An 18,169-nucleotide genomic window follows, 5' to 3' on the forward strand; every position below is an offset into this window, starting at 1 on the left:
CCCCATTCTTTCGTAATTCCATTTAATTGAGATGAAGCATTAAAACTAACTTCACTTACTGTAAAGATCAAAATAAGAATTGAAAAGATTTTTAGAGAAATCATTTTTCGGATAAGTGCTAATAACAATAGTAAGTATACCACTAAGAACTCAATCGTTAAGAGTATATTTAATTTAGTTAGAAATGAATAATGATTTTTAAAATAAATGGTTGCCAGATAGCCAAATAAAAGGAAGGTCATTGAGAATAAAATATTCCATAACTTAATATCCTTAAATCTATTTAAAACTTCTGCTGAAATATAAATCAAGAGAGTAGAGAAAATCCAAGCATAGCGATGAAGAAACATATTTGGTGCGTGCATTCCTTGCCAAAATAAATCTAAGGCTTCTAGATAAAAACTAGCGATGATGATAATGAGTAGAGTTGCATAGCATAGTTTCACGTGAAACTTAATTGATTTTAATGTAAAGAATACAATTGTTAAGATAAAAGGAAGGAGGCCAACAAAAATCATTGGGATGGAACCATATTTAGTTGTATCGAAAGAACCAATAAATTGTTTAGCGAATAGATCTAGATACCAACTGGCATCTGTTTTTATTTTTGTAATAGCGGTTAATTTTTCACCATGAGTTCTTAAATCAAACAAGGTTGGGAGTGTCATGATGAAACTTGTTAAACCAGCGAGTAAGGATGTTAGGAAAAAATCAAGGAAAGAATACTTGCGACTTTTAAAATCCCAGGAAAGTTGGCAAAAATACCAAACTACCAAAAACAGGGCAGTCATATAACCAAAATAGTAGTTTTGGATAAATAAGATTGACAAACTTGTAAAGTATAGAATACGTTTTTTTTCCGTTATGAGTAGATGTAAACCAGTTAAAATTAAGGGGATTAAAATAAAAACATCTAACCAGGTTTTAATCTCAAGTTGACTAACTGTAAAGCTCATTAAAGCATATGAGGTAGATAAAGATAATCTGAGCGGGGCTGGTAGATTTTTGAATATTATACTCAAGCTAAAAAAGGTTGACAGACCTATCAAGCCAAATTTCAACAAGGTTGAAAGATAAACTGCATCTGGCATGCTTGATACATCAAAAAAATAAACAAGAGGAGATAGAAAACTACCAAGGTAATAACTGGACAAGGCATAAAAATTGAGACCTAGACCGCTGGTAAAAGTATAAAATAGACTATCACTCCCATGTAAAATATTGCGAAGATTAAGATCAAAAATAACATATTGATGAAATCCATCCCCTAATAAAGGTGAAGTATCACTATTCCAGTAGATACCTTGAGAAAGATAGACTCCGAACATAATCACTAGGGGAATGATGAAAGAAATAAAATAGGTCCAATAGTTTCTAAAAAATGTTTTCATGTTACCTCATAGAATGATAGAAAACTCAGTTGGTTAATCCAACTGAGTTTTAAAGTATTATTTAGTCTTTCCAAAGTTCTTTAACTTTTGCTTGTACTTCAGCATTTTCTAAGAATTCATCATAGGTTTCATCGATACGGTCGATTACACCATTTTTAGATAGGACAATAATGTGGTTAGCCAATGTTTGAATGAATTCATGGTCATGGCTGGCGAAGATGATAGATTCTTTAAAGTTTTTCAATCCATCGTTCAGGCTTGAAATAGATTCCAAATCTAAGTGATTAGTAGGATCGTCAAGTACAAGAACATTTGATTTCAAAAGCATGAGTTTTGAGAGCATCACACGCACTTTTTCTCCTCCTGACAAGACGTTTACAGGTTTGTTAACTTCGTCTCCAGAGAAGAGCATGCGACCAAGGAATCCACGTAAGAAGGTATTATCATCTTCTTCTTTACTTGCAAATTGACGGAGCCAGTCAAGGATTGACTCGCTTCCAGCAAAATCAGCGGAATTGTCTTTTGGTAGGTAAGAACGACTAGTTGTAACTCCCCACTTGACAGTTCCTTCATAGTCAATATCACCCATGATTGCACGAATCAATGCAGTTGTTTGAATGTCGTTTTGACCGATAAGAGCTGTCTTGTCACCTGGACGCAAGATAAAGCTGATGTTGTCAAGAATAGTTTCACCATCAATCTTGACAGATAGATTTTCTACTGTCAAGAGATCGTTTCCGATTTCACGTTCAGCTTTAAAGTTGATAAAAGGATATTTACGACTGGATGGCACAATTTCTTCAAGTTCAATCTTATCAAGCATTTTCTTACGTGATGTTGCTTGTCTTGATTTAGAAGCATTAGCAGAGAAACGAGCAACGAATTCTTGTAATTGCTTAATTTTTTCTTCTGCTTTAGCATTACGGTCTGCTAGCAATTTAGCAGCAAGCTCAGAAGATTCTTTCCAGAAGTCGTAGTTTCCGACATAGAGTTTGATTTTTCCAAAGTCAAGGTCGGCCATGTGAGTACATACTTTGTTCAAGAAGTGACGGTCATGGGATACGACAATAACAGTGTTATCAAAGTCAATCAAGAAATCTTCTAACCAAGTAATAGATTGGATATCCAAACCGTTGGTCGGCTCATCCAAAAGAAGGACATCTGGTTTACCAAATAGAGCTTTAGCAAGGAGTACTTTCACTTTGTCTCCATTTGCGAGTTCACTCATATTTTGGTAATGAAGATCTTCAGGAATATTCAAGTTTTGCAAGAGTTGTGAAGCTTCACTCTCAGCTTCCCAACCACCTAGTTCAGCAAATTCACCTTCAAGCTCAGCTGCACGAACTCCATCTTCATCAGTAAAGTCTGCTTTCATATAGATAGCATCTTTTTCTTTCATGATATTGTATAGTTTTTCATTACCCATGATAACAACATCAATAACACGTTCATCCTCGTAGTCAAAGTGATTTTGACGAAGCACAGAAAGACGTTCATCAGGTCCAAGAGAAACATGACCAGTTGTAGGTTCGATATCACCAGCTAAGATTTTTAAAAATGTTGATTTACCTGCACCATTAGCACCAATTAAACCATAGGTGTTTCCTTCTGTAAATTTGATGTTGACCTCATCAAAAAGTTTGCGATCACTAAAACGTAGTGAAACATCAGATACTGTTAGCAATTTTTTTCTCCTATTATATGTAATACTCTAATTCTACTAGAAAATCAGCAAATATTCAAATTTTTATTTGTCAATTATTTGTAAAGGATGTTTACAGATAGTTTACAGTTTAGGAGTTAAAATCGTAATTATTTGATAAAAAAAATTACCTGTCTTTTTATCAAAAAAATGCTATAATTGAAAGGACTATATCAAAGGAGAATAAGATGAATAAACCCATTATTTTAACAGGAGATCGTCCAACGGGGAAATTACATATTGGGCACTACGTTGGTAGCTTAAAAAATCGTGTCTTATTACAGCAAGAAGATAAATATGACATGTTTGTTTTTTTGGCTGACCAGCAAGCTTTAACTGACCATGCAAAAGATCCACAAACTATTGTAGAGTCTATTGGAAATGTTGCTTTGGACTATCTTGCAGTGGGATTGGATCCTAACAAATCAACGATTTTCATTCAAAGTCAAATTCCAGAATTGGCAGAGTTGTCTATGTATTACATGAATCTAGTGTCTTTGGCTCGTCTGGAGCGTAATCCTACTGTAAAGACAGAAATTGCTCAGAAAGGATTTGGAGAAAGTATTCCAACTGGATTTTTAGTTTATCCAATTGCTCAAGCAGCAGATATCACAGCTTTTAAGGCTAACTATGTTCCTGTAGGTACAGACCAAAAACCGATGATTGAACAAACGCGTGAGATTGTGCGTTCATTCAATCATGCCTATAATTGTGATGTTTTAGTAGAACCGGAAGGAATTTATCCTGAAAATGAAGGAGCAGGTCGCTTACCTGGTCTTGATGGAAATGCCAAAATGTCTAAATCGCTAAATAATGGTATCTACTTGTCAGATGATGCAGATACCTTGCGTAAGAAAGTAATGAGTATGTATACAGATCCAGATCACATTCGTGTTGAGGATCCAGGTAAGATTGAAGGAAATATGGTCTTCCATTATTTAGATGTTTTTGGACGTCCTGAAGATGCTCAAGAAATTGCTGACATGAAAGAGCATTATCAACGTGGAGGTTTAGGTGATGTCAAGACTAAACGGTATCTACTGGAAATCCTAGAACGTGAACTTGGTCCAATCCGTGAACGTCGCCTAGAATATGCTAAAGATATGGGTGAAGTGTATAATATGCTTCAAAAAGGTAGTGAAAAAGCTCGAGAAGTTGCTGGTCAAACACTATCAGAAGTAAAATCAGCAATGGGTCTAAATTACTTTCATTAATAGATAAAATACGAACTCTAAAACTATCTCTTCTTTAAAATTAAAGGGATAGTTTTTTTACATTATCTATTATCAATATAATTGACAAATTTTCATAGAATGGTATGATAGATACAATACAAAAAGCGTCAAGCTCAAAAAGAAAGAAAAGAGGAAACTTCAATGTCTAATTGGGACACTAAATTTTTGAAAAAAGGTTTTACCTTTGATGATGTATTGCTTATTCCAGCAGAGAGTCATGTATTGCCTAATGATGCGGATTTAACAACAAAATTGGCAGGTAATTTGACTTTAAATATCCCAATTATTACAGCTGCGATGGATACTGTAACAGAAAGCCAAATGGCCATTGCAATCGCGCGTGCAGGTGGTCTAGGTGTTATCCATAAAAACATGTCTATTGAACAGCAGGCAGATGAAGTTCGTAAGGTAAAACGTTCTGAAAATGGTGTTATCATTGATCCATTCTTCTTGACTCCAGAGCATACAATTGCAGAAGCAGATGAACTCATGGGACGTTACCGTATCAGTGGTGTTCCAGTGGTTGAAACTCTTGAAAATCGTAAATTGGTTGGTATTTTAACAAACCGAGACCTTCGTTTTATTTCAGATTACAATCAACCAATCTCAAATCATATGACCAGCGAGAATCTTGTTACTGCTCCTGTTGGAACAGATCTTGAAACAGCTGAGAGCATTCTTCAAGAACACCGTATTGAAAAACTTCCTTTGGTTGACGAAGAAGGTCGTCTTTCTGGCTTGATCACGATTAAAGATATTGAAAAAGTGATTGAGTTTCCAAATGCAGCTAAAGATGAGTTCGGTCGTCTTTTAGTTGCTGGTGCGGTAGGTGTAACTTCTGATACATTTGAACGTGCAGAAGCACTCTTTGAAGCAGGTGCAGATGCCATTGTTATCGATACTGCCCATGGTCACTCAGCAGGTGTTCTTCGTAAAATTGCTGAAATCCGTGCCCATTTCCCAGACCGTACACTGATTGCTGGAAATATCGCTACTGCTGAAGGAGCCCGTGCCCTTTATGATGCAGGAGTTGACGTTGTTAAAGTTGGTATTGGGCCAGGTTCAATCTGTACAACTCGTGTTATCGCAGGTGTAGGAGTTCCACAAGTTACAGCTATCTATGATGCAGCAGCAGTTGCACGTGAATATGGCAAAACAATCATTGCTGATGGTGGAATCAAGTATTCTGGAGATATTGTTAAAGCCCTTGCTGCTGGTGGAAATGCAGTAATGCTTGGATCAATGTTTGCAGGAACAGATGAAGCTCCAGGAGAAACTGAAATCTTCCAAGGACGTAAGTTCAAGACATACCGTGGTATGGGTTCAATCGCTGCAATGAAGAAAGGTTCAAGCGACCGTTACTTCCAAGGCTCTGTCAATGAAGCAAACAAACTGGTTCCAGAAGGAATTGAAGGTCGTGTTGCTTACAAAGGAGCAGCAGCTGATATCGTATTCCAAATGATTGGTGGTATTCGATCTGGTATGGGGTATTGTGGTGCAGCTAACCTTAAAGAATTGCATGATAATGCTCAATTTATCGAAATGTCAGGTGCAGGTTTAAAAGAAAGCCATCCACACGATGTGCAAATCACAAATGAAGCACCAAACTACTCAATGTAATCAAAAAAATCTCCTGTTAAACAGGAGATTTTTTATCTTTACACATCTGTAAATATTAATTTACAACTAATTGACCGTCTTTTACTGTAAATACACTGAGATTATCAGGTAAGTTTTGAAGATGCTCTAAACTAGTTGTTGTAATAAAGGTTTGAATATTTTGAGATATAGTTTCTAATAATTTTAGTTGACGAGTGTTGTCAAGTTCACTCATAACATCGTCAAGTAAAAGTATAGGCGATTCTTTTGTAATGCTCTCCATTAATTCGATTTCAGCTAGTTTAATAGAAAGAACAAGGCTACGATGTTGTCCTTGACTTCCAAAGCTTGTGTCCATTCCATTGATTAAGAAAATCATATCGTCCCGATGAGGACCAACTCCAGTATTCTTCTTAAATAAATCTCTTGCTCTACTTTTTTGAAGTGCTGCATAGAAAGATTCTGCTAGTTTTTCCTTGTCAGTGAAGTTTACAGATGGTTGATAACGAATTGACAACTCTTCTAATTGGTCTGAAATATCAAAGTGTTTTTTACGACCAAAAGATTCCATTTTTTTGATAAATTCTTCTCTGTGGATCATCACCCGACAACCATAGTCTACTAGCTGTTCATCTAGAACAGATAAAAATGTTTCGTCAATCTGATTCGCTGACTTTAAGTAGGTATTTCTTTGTTTGAGCACATGATTGTAGCTTGACAAATCTGACAAGTATATGGGTTTGATTTGCCCTAGCTCCATATCTATAAACTTACGTCGGATAGCTGGTGCTCCTTTGACAAGTTGTAAATCTTCGGGTGCAAATAGAACAACATTCATGTGTCCAATATAGTCAGATAGCCGAGCTTGCTTTAAGTGATTGACCTTAGTAATCCGACCTTTTGGAGTCAAGTCAATCTCAAGTGGTACAGTAGCCGTTCGTTTTTGAAGAATTCCAGAAACTTGAAGCTGCTCTTCTTCAAATCGGATTAAATTCTTGTCTGTCTTTGTCCGATGACTTCTAGTTAAAGCTAAAAAGTAAATACTTTCCAGAAGATTGGTTTTTCCTTGAGCATTTCGACCCACAAATACATTTAATTTAGGATTAAATTCAATTTCGGTATTCTGATAGTTTCTAAATTGCTTGATGGATAAGTTTTTTAGCCACATACTTATCTACCTGGGAAACGTGGTGCAGTTTTTGTTTTAGCTTTCGGGGTCTTTTTTGTTGGCTTTTTTTTGACCGTCTTATTCATTTCTTTGACAAGTTTAGCCACACGTTCTTTCTCAAGTTTTTCTTGGAGATATTCTTCCTGTTCTTCTAAGCTCGGTTGCGTCAGAATGATTTGGATTTTCATGTCAGGAATGTCGATAGAGTCTCCGATTCTTACTTTTTTCCCACGACGATTTTCCAATTCGCCATTAAAGTAGACAAGATGGTCAGCTAAAAAGGATTTAATGGCTCCGCCACTGTGTATAATACCAAGTTCTTTCAAGAGAGCTTGGAGAGTGATAAATTCTTCAAATAATTTGTATTCCATAGTTCACCTCAATCTTTGGTATTATACCATATTTTACCTTGAAATGGCAGAGGTAAATTCGTTAGAAATGAAAGCGATTTTAATTTTAAAAGGGGTAAAGAGAACAAGAAAATTTTCTCTTTTCATGGTATAATAGAACTCTATGTAGAAGGAGGTAAGAGATGGAGTTAGTACCTGGAATTGCAGTGCATTTTATCCAATCAAAAAAATTTAAAACTAATAAAATTACTGTGCGTTTCACAGCTCCATTGTCTTTGGATTCAATTTCAAGTCGCATGTTAAGTGCCAGTATGCTTGAAACTGCCAACCAAAGTTATCCAACTGCTCAACTGTTTAGAAAACGTTTAGCAACCTTGTATGGAACTGATTTGTCAGCGCACGCCTATCGAAGAGGACAAAGTCATCTTGTGGATTTGAATATTACCTATGTGCGTGATGAATTTTTAAGTAAGAAAAACGTATTAACTTCTCAAATTTTAGAATTACTGCATCAGGTTCTGTTTACACCATTGTCGGATGAGGATGGATTTGAGAAAAATGCTTTTGACATCGAGAAAAAACAGATCTTATCAAGGCTAGAATCAGAATTGGAAGACCCATTCTTCTTTGCACATAAAGAGTTAGATCAATTGTTTTTCCAAGAAGAATCAATGCAGCTAGTTCCTAAAGATTTGATTTCTAGAATTTCAGAAGAGACTCCAGAAACATGTTTTTCAAGCTATCAAAAAATGCTAAAAGAAGACCAAATAGATATTTTCTTCTTAGGCGATTTTAATGAAATTGAAGTTTTAGAGTTTTTACATAAATTTCCTTTGACAGGTCGTAAATCAGCTGTAAACATTCAATATCAGCAACCTTATTCTAATATTCTTAGAGAAGGTATTGTTAGAAAGAGATTAGGACAGTCTGTTTTAGAGATGGGCTACCATAGTTCAGTGGCATATGGTGATGAAGAACAGATGGCAGTGCTTCTTGTCAATGGTCTTTTAGGAGCCTTTCCTCATTCGAAACTATTTACCCAAGTGAGAGAAAAAGAAGGACTGGCCTATACGGTATCAAGTCATTTGGATCTCTTTAGTGGATTTTTACGATTATTTGCTGGAATTGATCGGCAAAATCGAAACAAGGTAAGAAAATTGATGAATCATCAGTTGCTTGACATAAAAAATGGCAAGTTTACAGATAAGGAGATTGATCAGACCAAACAAATGATTCGTAGATCCTTACTACTAGCTCAGGATAATCAAGATTCTATCGTCGATAAATATTATCTGTCAACTTTTTTTGGGAAAGCGAATCTTGACACAAAAATTTTAATCGATAGGCTTGAACAAGTTGATAGAGAAGCAATTTGTGAAGCAGCAAACAGTTTTAAGTTGCAGGCTATTTATTTTATGGAAGGAGCAGAATGACCAGACCTACTTTTCAAAAGAAATATTATCCTGCTGTAAAAGAAACTTTGTATCAAACTAGCTTAGAAAATGGTTTGACAGTTACTTTACTACCTAAAAAGGACTTTAACGAGGTTTATGGCGTTGTAAGTGTCCAAGTTGGTTCTGTTGACACAAGGTTTACAGTGGATGATAAGGACTTACAACAATATCCACAAGGAATCGCTCATTTCTTAGAACATAAGCTTTTTGAAAGAGAAGATTCTGGAGATGTTATGGCAGCTTTTACAGAGTTGGGTGCTGAAAGTAATGCCTTTACGAGCTTTACGAAAACTAGCTATCTTTTCTCGACTTCTGAAAATGTTCTAGAGTGTTTAGATTTACTAGACGAACTTGTCACTACTTTCAATATGACTGAAGAATCTGTGGAGCGCGAAAAGGATATCATTCAACAGGAAAGAGAGATGTATCAGGATGATCCGGATTCTTGTCTATTTTTCAAGACTTTGGCAAATCTCTATCCAGAAAGTCCTTTAGCTTCAGATATTGTTGGTAGTGAAAACTCTATTGATGCTATTTGTTTGGAGGATTTAAAAGAAAACTTTAAAGAGTTTTACAGACCTGTCAATAGTAATATCTTTTTAGTGGGGAATTTTGATTTTGAACTCCTTGAATATTATTTTGCTAAGAAATCTTATCCTCAAGAGAAAAAACATGAGTTTAAAAGAGAACGAATACCTTTACATCCTGTAAAGACTACTGAAAGTTTTCGCATGGATGTAGCATCTCCCAAATTAGCGATTGGTATTAGAGGAAATAAAGACATAGGAAATCGAGATCAGTATCGTTATCATCTTTTATTGAAATTGTTGTTTACAATGATGTTTGGTTGGACTTCACAAAGATTTCAAAAATTATATGAGACAGGTAAACTGGATGCTTCCCTGTCTCTAGAAATAGAAGTAGATCCTCGTTTCCATTTTGTGATATTAACAATGGATACAAAGGAACCTGTGGCACTTTCTCATCAATTTCGTAAAGCTATTCGCAATTTTGTTAAAGATGAGGATGTAACTGAGGATCACTTGGATATTGTAAAAACTGAGATGTATGGAGAATTTCTTCATAGTATGGATTCCCTTGAATACATTGCCACTCAGTATCATCCAACCGATACAGGTTCTACCCTGTTTGACCTTCCTAAACTTTTGCAGGAAATTACTTTAGAAGATGTTCTAGAGGCTGGACATGATTTGATAGATAATAGCGATATGGTTGATTGTACAATTTTCACGATATAATCGCTAGAAAATACACTAGAAAGAAGGAATGTTAAGTATGAGAAAAAAAACAATTGGTGAGGTCTTACGTCTTGCAAGAATTAACCAAGGACTGAGCTTAGAGGAATTGCACAGAAAGACAGATATTCAGCTGGATTTGTTGGAGGCAATGGAGTCAGATGATTTTGACAAACTACCGAGTACTTTTTATGCTCGTTCATTTTTGAGAAAGTATGCTTGGGCTGTTGAATTAGATGAAAATATTGTTCTAGATGCCTATGATTCGGGAAGTATGATTACTTATGAAGAAGTTGATGTAGATGAGATTGAACTTTCAGGACGTAGACGGTCTAATCGAAAGAAAAATTCATTTCTCCCGCTATTTTACTTTGTTCTTTTTTCTTTATCAATTTTAATTTTTGTAACTTACTATGTGTGGAATTATATTCAAACCCAACCAACTGCGTCTTCTGCGGCAACTTATAGTGTTGTGAGTTCAACAAGTAGCTCTAGTAGTTTAGCATCAAGTAGTAGTCAAGCTACTAGTTCATCAAGTTCGAGTGAGGCAACTACTTTGACTGTTTCAGGTCAGGGAGATGCTTTATCAGTGGAATATAAGACATCTAAAGATTCTGCGGAGCTTCAATTATCTGTTACAGATGCAACAAGCTGGATTAGTGTTTCGGATACTGATTTAGCAGGAGGAGTGACTCTTGAACCTAATAATAAAGCAGCCAAAACAACCATTTCTAAAGGCTCTCCAGTAACCATAACATTGGGTGTTGTTAAAGGAGTATCGGTGAAAATTGATAATAAGGAAATTGACACTTCAAAATTAACTGGTCAAACTGGTTGGATTACTCTAACATTAAGTTCAAACTAAAGGAAGGATAACATGAAAAAAGAGAATATTCCTAATATGCTTACGCTTGGTAGAATTTTATTTATTCCGATTTTTATTCTCCTTCTATCAGTTGGGCCATCTCCTGTGTTACATAAAATAGCAGCAGTTATTTTTGCTATTGCCAGTATCACTGACTATCTAGATGGTTATTTAGCTAGAAAATGGCAAGTGGTTAGTAATTTCGGAAAGTTTGCGGATCCAATGGCTGATAAATTATTGGTCATGTCAGCCTTTATTATGTTGGTTGGTCTAAAGATGGCACCAGCTTGGGTGGTAGCAATAATTATCTGTCGTGAACTTGCAGTCACTGGTTTGCGCTTGCTCTTAGTTGAAACAGGAGGTACCGTTCTAGCTGCTGCTATGCCTGGAAAAATCAAGACATTTAGTCAGATGTTTGCGATTATATTCTTGCTACTTCACTGGAATGTGCTTGGTCAGATAACTCTTTATATTGCCTTGTTCTTCACAGTTTATTCTGGTTATGATTATTTCAAGGGAAGCGCATATTTGTTTAAAGGAACCTTTCGTTAGATATGGAATCGATTATTGAGATAAAAGACCTGTTTTTTCGATATCAGGCAGATCAAGAACATTATGATGTTCATAACCTTTCGTTTCACGTGAAACGTGGAGAATGGTTGTCTATCGTTGGTCATAATGGTAGTGGAAAATCAACGACAGTTCGCTTGATTGATGGTTTGCTCGAGGCTGAATCTGGAGAAATTTGGATAGACGGTGATTGCCTAACTCCAGAAAATGTCTGGGAAAAAAGACGTAAGATTGGTATGGTCTTTCAAAATCCTGATAACCAATTCGTAGGAGCAACTGTTGAAGACGACGTTGCTTTTGGACTGGAAAATCAAGGAATCCCACTTGAAGAGATGAAGAAACGTGTTTCTGAGGCTTTATCATTGGTTGGGATGGCTGAATTTGCTAAAAAGGAACCAGCTCGCTTGTCAGGAGGTCAGAAACAGAGAGTAGCTATTGCAGGGGTTGTTGCTCTGCGACCAGATATTTTAATCTTGGATGAGGCTACAAGTATGTTGGACCCTGAGGGACGATTAGAGTTGATTAAGATAGTCCAGAAGATTCGCAAAGACCATCAGATGACAGTCATCTCCATTACGCATGATCTGGATGAGGTGGCCATGAGTGACAGAGTTTTGGTGATGAAAAAAGGAGAAGTCGAGTCAACTAGCACTCCTAGAGAGTTATTTTCTAGATCGGATTTAGATCAAATTGGCTTAGATCAACCCTTTGTCAACCAATTAAAACAATCACTGCGTGATAATGGCTTAAAATTACCAGAGCACTACCTGACCGAGGAGGAGCTTGAGGAGGCTTTATGGGAATTATTCTAGACAATGTTAGTTATACGTATCAGGAAGGAACACCCTTTGCTTCAGCTGCTTTGTCAGATGTCAGTTTGTCAATAGAGGATGGCTCTTATACTGCGATTATTGGGCATACAGGAAGCGGAAAGTCTACAATCCTTCAACTTTTGAATGGTTTGTTGGTTCCTACAAAGGGAAGTGTTCGTGTCTTTGATACATTGATTACACCAACATCCGTCAATAAGCAAATTCGTCAAATTCGCAAACAAGTAGGCTTGGTTTTTCAGTTTGCAGAGAACCAAATTTTTGAGGAGACTGTCTTAAAAGATGTGGCTTTTGGACCTCAAAATTTTGGAGTTTCTGTAGAAGAGGCAGAAGCTATCGCGCGTGAAAAACTAGCTTTAGTAGGAATCGATGAATCACTCTTTGAACGAAGTCCATTTGAACTCTCAGGTGGACAAATGAGACGGGTTGCTATTGCTGGAATTTTGGCGATGGAGCCTAGCATTTTGGTCTTAGACGAACCAACAGCTGGTTTGGACCCAATTGGTCGAAAAGAGTTGATGGCCTTGTTTAAAAAGCTTCATCAAGATGGCATAACAATTGTTTTAGTAACCCACCTTATGGATGATGTGGCCGAATTTGCTGACCAAGTTTATGTGATGGAAAAAGGGAAACTAGTTAAGGGTGGGAAGCCGAGTCTTGTCTTTCAAAATGTCGAATTTATGGAAAAAATCCAATTGGGTGTTCCTAAAATCACACGATTTGCTCAAAGGCTAGTTGACAGAGGAATTTCTTTCGAACAATTGCCGATAACGATAGAGGAGTTTAAGGAGTTTATCAATGGATAATATGATTTTAGGTCGATACATACCAGGAAATTCGATTATTCATCGTTTGGATCCTCGTAGTAAGTTAGTAGCAATGATTTTATTGATTATTATCGCTTTTTGGGCCAATAATCCAATTACAAATCTCATACTCTTCATTGCAACAGGCATATTTGTCATTTTATCAGAAGTTCCCTTATCCTTTTTTATAAAAGGTTTGCGGTCTATGTTTTTTCTGATTGCTTTTACAACCCTTTTTCAACTGTTCTTTATCTCTGGTGGTCACGTCTTGTTCGAGATGGGATTTATAAAAATCACAAGTTATGGTATTGAGCAGGCAGGAATTATTTTTTGTCGTTTTGTGTTGATTATTTTTTTCTCAACCTTGCTAACCTTGACGACCATGCCACTTAGTTTGGCAACAGCAGTTGAATCCTTGCTTGGACCTTTAAAAAGATTTAAGGTTCCAGTTCATGAGATTGGACTCATGTTGTCAATGAGTTTACGTTTTGTGCCAACCTTGATGGATGATACGATTCGAATTATGAATGCTCAAAAGGCGCGTGGTGTTGATTTTGGAGAAGGTAATGTAATTCAAAAGGTTAAGGCTATGATTCCTATTTTGATTCCTTTGTTCGCTACAAGTTTGAAACGAGCAGATTCTCTTGCTACAGCCATGGAAGCTAGAGGCTATCAAGGTGGTAATGGACGTAGCCAGTATCGACAGTTAAATTGGATGAACAGAGACAGTATAGCGCTATTATTTGTTTGTGTATTGGGTGCAATTCTATTTTTGCTAAAATCTTAGAATGTAATATAAGGTAGAGGTATGAACCGTTTTAAAAAATCAAAATATATCATTGTTCTATTTGTCGTTGTATTAGTAGTATCCGTTTTTTTAGTAACAACACAATCAAGTGCAGTTGTAACAAAAGCTGGAGATGGCATTTCATTAGTCGATAGAATAGTGCAAAAGCCTTTTCAATGGCTTTCTTCCGTAAAATCTGATTTAGGTCGTTTGACCAGAACCTATAACGAGAATGAAGCTCTCAAAAAAGAACTCTATCAGATGAAGAAGGAAACGAATGAAGCAGATCGCTTAAAAGAAGAAAATGAACAACTGCGTCAATTACTAGATATGAAGTCAAAATCAAATGCGACTAAGCTAATTGCTGCGGATGTTATCATGAGAACTCCGGCGACTTGGAAACAAGAGTTAACAGTTAATGTTGGTTCGCAACAAGGTGTATCAACTAGTATGCTTGTTGTTTCTGGTGGAGGATTGGTTGGAAGCGTTGAAAACGTAGAAGACAACTCAACTGTGGTCAATTTATTAACAAATGCTGAAAATACAGAGAAAATTTCTGTTAAAATTCAGCATGGATCTAGTAGTATTTATGGTATTATCGTTGGCTATGATAAGGAAAAAGAACTACTGAAAATTAGTCAGCTAAATAATAGTGGAGATATTAGTAAAGGTGATAAAGTGGTAACTGGAGGTTTGGGGAACTTCAATGTCACAGACATTCCTGTAGGAGAAGTCGTATCTGTGACCCCTACCAATGATTATCTGACAAGAGAAGTTATGGTTAAAATGCATGCTGATCCAATGAATCTTAAAGTCGTAGAGTTAGTGGGGAATCCATCATGAGACTTTTTAAGCAAATAGGGATGTTTTTGCTCTTACCCGTAATCATTTTAATAGATAGCCACTTAGGACAATTTGTAAATAGCTTTTTTCCACATCTTCAAATTGTAAGCCACTTTATCTTCATCTTCTTATTATTCGAGACAATAGAAGTATCAGAATATCTGTTTTTGGCCTATTGCTTGGTTCTAGGACTTATATACGATATCTATTTCTTCCATCTGATAGGGATAGCCAGTCTTCTTTTTGTGATTATTGGAGCAATCGTATATAAAAGCAACTCGGTTATTTTGTCGAATAGATGGACTCGATTGCTAGCAGTTTTAATGATGACTTTTATATTTGAATTTGGTAGCTTTATCCTAGCACATGTGGTAGGATTGACTGCAGAAAATCTACCTGTTTTTATAGTTTATAGTCTGGGTCCTACTATGATATTGAATTTTATATGGATGTTAATTTTCCAATATATTTTTGAAAAAATATATCTATAAGAAAGAAACAAAACTGTAATAAAGGCGTAATATTTATTAGGCCTTTTTTTGATATACTAGTATTGTCTTTTTAAAGAAGGAGTATTTACACTATGAAGAAAAAAATTCTAGCATCACTCTTATTAAGTACAGTATTGGTTTCACAAGGAACTGTGCTTTCAAGTGTCCAAGCCAATACAACAAATGAAAAAATTGCTGCTCAAGATAGCAAAATTAGTGAATTGACAACACAACAAAAGGAAGCTCAAAAACAAGTTGATGAGATTCAAACTAAAGTAACAGCTATTCAAACAGAACAAGAAAAGTTGCAAGCTGAGAATGAAAAACTTCAAGAAGAGTCTAAAAAACTTGAAGGTGAAATCATAGAGCTTTCAAAAAACATCGTAGCTCGTAATGAATCGCTTGAAAACCAAGCTCGAAGTGCACAAACTAACGGAACTGCTACAAGCTACATTAATACAATTATTAACTCTAACTCAATTACAGAAGCTATTTCTCGTGTAGCAGCTATGAGTGAAATTGTCTCAGCAAACAATAAAATGTTGCAACAACAAAAAGAAGATAAAAAAGCTATCTCTGAAAAACAAGTTGCAAACAATAATGCAATCAACACAGTTATTGCCAATCAACAAACACTTGCTGATGACGCTCAAGCCTTGACAACAAAACAGGCAGAATTGAAAGCCGCTGAGTTGAATCTTGCAGCAGAAAAAGCTACCGCAGAAAGTGAAAAAGCTACTTTGTTAGAGCAAAAAGCAGCAGCTGAAGCAGAAGCTAAGGCAGCAGCAGAAGCAGAAGCAGCATACAAAGCGAAACAAACAAGTCAACAACAATCACTTGCAGCTTCGGCTAACACAACCTTTGCTGCACAAGTACAAGCAACTTCAAGTTCTTCATCATCAGATGATGAATCAAGCTACACACCTGCAGCAACTACTGTAAGTCAACGACCAACTTATAGTTCAAATGCTTCAAGTTACCCTGTAGGTCAATGTACATGGGGTGCTAAGACTTTGGCTCCATGGGCTGGTGATTATTGGGGTAATGGTGGTCAGTGGGCTACTAGTGCAGCAGCAGCAGGTTTCCGTACAGGTTCTACACCACAAGTTGGAGCAATTGCTTCATGGGATGATGGAGGATACGGACACGTAGCAGTTGTTACAGCAGTTGAATCATCAACTCGTATTCAAGTTTCTGAATGTAACTATGATGGTAGTGGAACTCAACCAATCGGAAATTATCGTGGATGGTTTAATCCGACAGCATCAAGAGGTACTGTAAGATACATTTATCCAAACTAATATACTGATTATTACTAAAATTAGGGTGAGATTTTATTAATCTCACCCTTTGTATAGTGCTGAAAAATAAATTTCATTATATAATTACTTGAACTTATTCTCTATTTTTATAATTTTTTAGTTAAAGTAAAATGAAACTTAGGGATTTAGTACGAGTGTAGCATGTTGATAAAAAAATGGTTTCTAAGGGAGTCGGTGTTGGAGTTATGTTTACGTATAAAATAAATGTTGATGTCAAAGAGTGGGATTTGTTTTTAGAAAATCATCCTCAAGGAAATTTGTTGCAGAGTAGTGATTGGGCCAAGATTAAGGATACTTGGGGGAATGAGAGAGTTGGATTTTATAAAGAGAATCAATTGGTTGGAGTAGCGAACATCTTAATTCAGCCTCTTCCATTAGGATTTTCCATGTTCTATATTCCAAGAGGCCCAGTTATTAATTATGAAGATAAAGAACTTCTGAAATTTGTGATTTTAACATTGAAAAAAATTGCTAAAAAAAGCAATGCAATAATGGTTAAATTTGATCCAAGTTTATTTATCAGTAGAGGTCTTATTGGGCAAGAAACTGTCCAAAATTCTAGGACTTTAGAAATTATTGAAGAACTGAAAAAAAATAAAGTTTATTGGACAGGCTTAACAAAGGATATGGCAGAAAATATACAACCACGTTTTCAAGCTAATATTCATAAAGAGAACTTCTCGTTGGATCAACTATCCAAGTCCACTAGACAGGCAATCCGAACTGCAAGGAATAAAGGATTGGAAGTGAAATTCGGTGGAATTGATTTATTAGATGAATTTTCATTTTTAATGAAGAAAACAGAGTCTCGTAAGAATATCAGTTTACGAGGCAAAGATTATTATCAAAAGTTACTGACTACTTATCCTAATCACTCTTTTATCACACTGAGCTACTTAGATTTACCTAATAGACTGAAAGAAGTTGAGCAGCAACTCGAAAAGAATCTTAAAATAGCGCAGAAATTTACTGATAAAACGAAAGAAGGCAAAATAAAAGAGAATCAGCAAGAGAGAAAACGATTAGAGGAAGAAATTTCTTTTCTTAAGAGCCATATTGATAGAGGGTACAGTGTCGTTCCATTGTCTGGAACTTTAACCATCGAATTTGGGAAAACTTCTGAAAACTTATATGCTGGAATGAATGAGGAATTTAGACATTATCAACCTGCTATTCCTACATGGTTTGAGACAGCTCAACATTCATTTGAACGTGGGGCAGAGACTCATAATATGGGTGGAATTGAAAACAACTTAGAAGGCAGGTTATTTAATTTTAAATCTAAGTTTAATCCCACTATTGAGGAGTTTGCTGGTGAGTTTAACTATCCAACTAGTTCATTATATTTCTTGTTTAATCTAGCTTATAAGATTCGTAAGAAACTTCGAAGTAGATAGCATAAACACCCCTACATTAAATTTTAAAAAATTAGCTATTAGAACATCTCAGCAGTATATGTTGAGATGTTTTAAATTTAGAGCTTTTAAATGGTAATTTATA

Annotated in this window: 17 protein-coding genes; 13 read left to right on the forward strand and 4 right to left on the reverse strand. The window is 35.9% G+C overall.

Annotation, left to right across the window (positions count from 1 at the left end):
- Both SINDD18_RS08875 and SINDD18_RS08880 read right to left on the reverse strand, forming a co-directional pair.
- On the reverse strand, positions 1 to 1,391 hold a 1,391-nt coding region (locus tag SINDD18_RS08875; RefSeq protein ID WP_153014460.1), incomplete at its 3' end, for a YfhO family protein.
- A gap of 61 nt (positions 1,392 to 1,452) precedes the next feature.
- Entirely contained in the window at positions 1,453 to 3,075 is a 1,623-nt protein-coding gene (locus SINDD18_RS08880) for an ATP-binding cassette domain-containing protein (RefSeq protein ID WP_000958799.1), read from the reverse strand.
- Between the two features lie 206 nt (positions 3,076 to 3,281).
- On the opposite strand from SINDD18_RS08880, the gene trpS reads away from it, so the two are divergent.
- The gene (trpS, locus tag SINDD18_RS08885; protein ID WP_001039667.1) at positions 3,282 to 4,307 is read left to right on the forward strand and encodes a tryptophan--tRNA ligase; all 1,026 of its coding nucleotides are present in this window, start codon (positions 3,282 to 3,284) and stop codon (positions 4,305 to 4,307) included.
- Positions 4,308 to 4,469: 162 nt separating this feature from the next.
- Positions 4,470 to 5,948 (forward strand): IMP dehydrogenase, encoded by a 1,479-nt coding sequence (gene guaB / locus SINDD18_RS08890; RefSeq protein ID WP_061863864.1) that lies wholly within the window; start codon positions 4,470 to 4,472, stop codon positions 5,946 to 5,948.
- A gap of 55 nt (positions 5,949 to 6,003) precedes the next feature.
- Here guaB and recF read toward each other — a convergent pair whose 3' ends face one another.
- Together recF and yaaA are read right to left on the reverse strand one after the other, a co-directional pair.
- On the reverse strand, positions 6,004 to 7,095 hold the full coding sequence (gene recF, locus SINDD18_RS08895) for a DNA replication/repair protein RecF (RefSeq protein WP_060954971.1): 1,092 nt from the start codon (positions 7,093 to 7,095) through the stop codon (positions 6,004 to 6,006).
- 2 nt (positions 7,096 to 7,097) lie between these two features.
- The gene (gene yaaA, locus SINDD18_RS08900; RefSeq protein ID WP_061863865.1) at positions 7,098 to 7,466 is read right to left on the reverse strand and encodes a S4 domain-containing protein YaaA; all 369 of its coding nucleotides are present in this window, start codon (positions 7,464 to 7,466) and stop codon (positions 7,098 to 7,100) included.
- A gap of 161 nt (positions 7,467 to 7,627) precedes the next feature.
- On the opposite strand from yaaA, the gene yfmF reads away from it, so the two are divergent.
- The 11 genes from yfmF to SINDD18_RS08955 all read left to right on the forward strand — a co-directional run bounded on the left by yfmF (position 7,628) and on the right by SINDD18_RS08955 (position 18,066).
- Positions 7,628 to 8,878 (forward strand): EF-P 5-aminopentanol modification-associated protein YfmF, encoded by a 1,251-nt coding sequence (gene yfmF, locus SINDD18_RS08905; protein ID WP_061863866.1) that lies wholly within the window; start codon positions 7,628 to 7,630, stop codon positions 8,876 to 8,878.
- Positions 8,875 to 10,158: an EF-P 5-aminopentanol modification-associated protein YfmH gene (yfmH, locus tag SINDD18_RS08910; RefSeq protein WP_061863867.1), complete on the forward strand. Its 1,284-nt coding sequence runs from the start codon at positions 8,875 to 8,877 to the stop codon at positions 10,156 to 10,158. The genes yfmF and yfmH overlap by 4 nt, the downstream gene beginning before the upstream one ends.
- A gap of 37 nt (positions 10,159 to 10,195) precedes the next feature.
- Positions 10,196 to 11,020 (forward strand): cytoskeleton protein RodZ, encoded by an 825-nt coding sequence (gene rodZ, locus SINDD18_RS08915; RefSeq protein ID WP_081108299.1) that lies wholly within the window; start codon positions 10,196 to 10,198, stop codon positions 11,018 to 11,020.
- Positions 11,021 to 11,032: 12 nt separating this feature from the next.
- A complete protein-coding gene (gene pgsA, locus SINDD18_RS08920; RefSeq protein WP_061863869.1) occupies positions 11,033 to 11,572 on the forward strand; it encodes a CDP-diacylglycerol--glycerol-3-phosphate 3-phosphatidyltransferase in 540 nt (179 codons plus the stop codon).
- Positions 11,573 to 11,574: 2 nt separating this feature from the next.
- Complete coding sequence (locus SINDD18_RS08925) at positions 11,575 to 12,402, forward strand: energy-coupling factor ABC transporter ATP-binding protein (protein ID WP_061863870.1); 828 nt, start codon at positions 11,575 to 11,577, stop codon at positions 12,400 to 12,402.
- Positions 12,387 to 13,226, forward strand: coding sequence for an energy-coupling factor transporter ATPase (locus SINDD18_RS08930; protein ID WP_061863871.1), 840 nt, complete (start codon positions 12,387 to 12,389; stop codon positions 13,224 to 13,226). The genes SINDD18_RS08925 and SINDD18_RS08930 overlap by 16 nt, the downstream gene beginning before the upstream one ends.
- The gene (locus SINDD18_RS08935; RefSeq protein ID WP_061863872.1) at positions 13,219 to 14,013 is read left to right on the forward strand and encodes an energy-coupling factor transporter transmembrane component T family protein; all 795 of its coding nucleotides are present in this window, start codon (positions 13,219 to 13,221) and stop codon (positions 14,011 to 14,013) included. The genes SINDD18_RS08930 and SINDD18_RS08935 overlap by 8 nt, the downstream gene beginning before the upstream one ends.
- 21 nt (positions 14,014 to 14,034) lie before the next feature.
- Positions 14,035 to 14,856, forward strand: coding sequence for a rod shape-determining protein MreC (gene mreC, locus SINDD18_RS08940; RefSeq protein ID WP_061863873.1), 822 nt, complete (start codon positions 14,035 to 14,037; stop codon positions 14,854 to 14,856).
- The gene (gene mreD / locus SINDD18_RS08945) at positions 14,853 to 15,347 is read left to right on the forward strand and encodes a rod shape-determining protein MreD (RefSeq protein WP_061863874.1); all 495 of its coding nucleotides are present in this window, start codon (positions 14,853 to 14,855) and stop codon (positions 15,345 to 15,347) included. The genes mreC and mreD overlap by 4 nt, the downstream gene beginning before the upstream one ends.
- Positions 15,348 to 15,439: 92 nt before the next feature.
- Positions 15,440 to 16,648, forward strand: coding sequence for a peptidoglycan hydrolase PcsB (gene pcsB, locus SINDD18_RS08950; protein WP_004250976.1), 1,209 nt, complete (start codon positions 15,440 to 15,442; stop codon positions 16,646 to 16,648).
- Between the two features lie 206 nt (positions 16,649 to 16,854).
- The gene (locus SINDD18_RS08955) at positions 16,855 to 18,066 is read left to right on the forward strand and encodes an aminoacyltransferase (protein WP_061863875.1); all 1,212 of its coding nucleotides are present in this window, start codon (positions 16,855 to 16,857) and stop codon (positions 18,064 to 18,066) included.
- The last annotated feature ends 103 nt before the right edge of the window (positions 18,067 to 18,169 follow it).

Origin of the sequence: Streptococcus infantis, assembly GCF_001579645.1 — a bacterium.
Lineage (GTDB): Bacteria > Bacillota > Bacilli > Lactobacillales > Streptococcaceae > Streptococcus > Streptococcus infantis_E.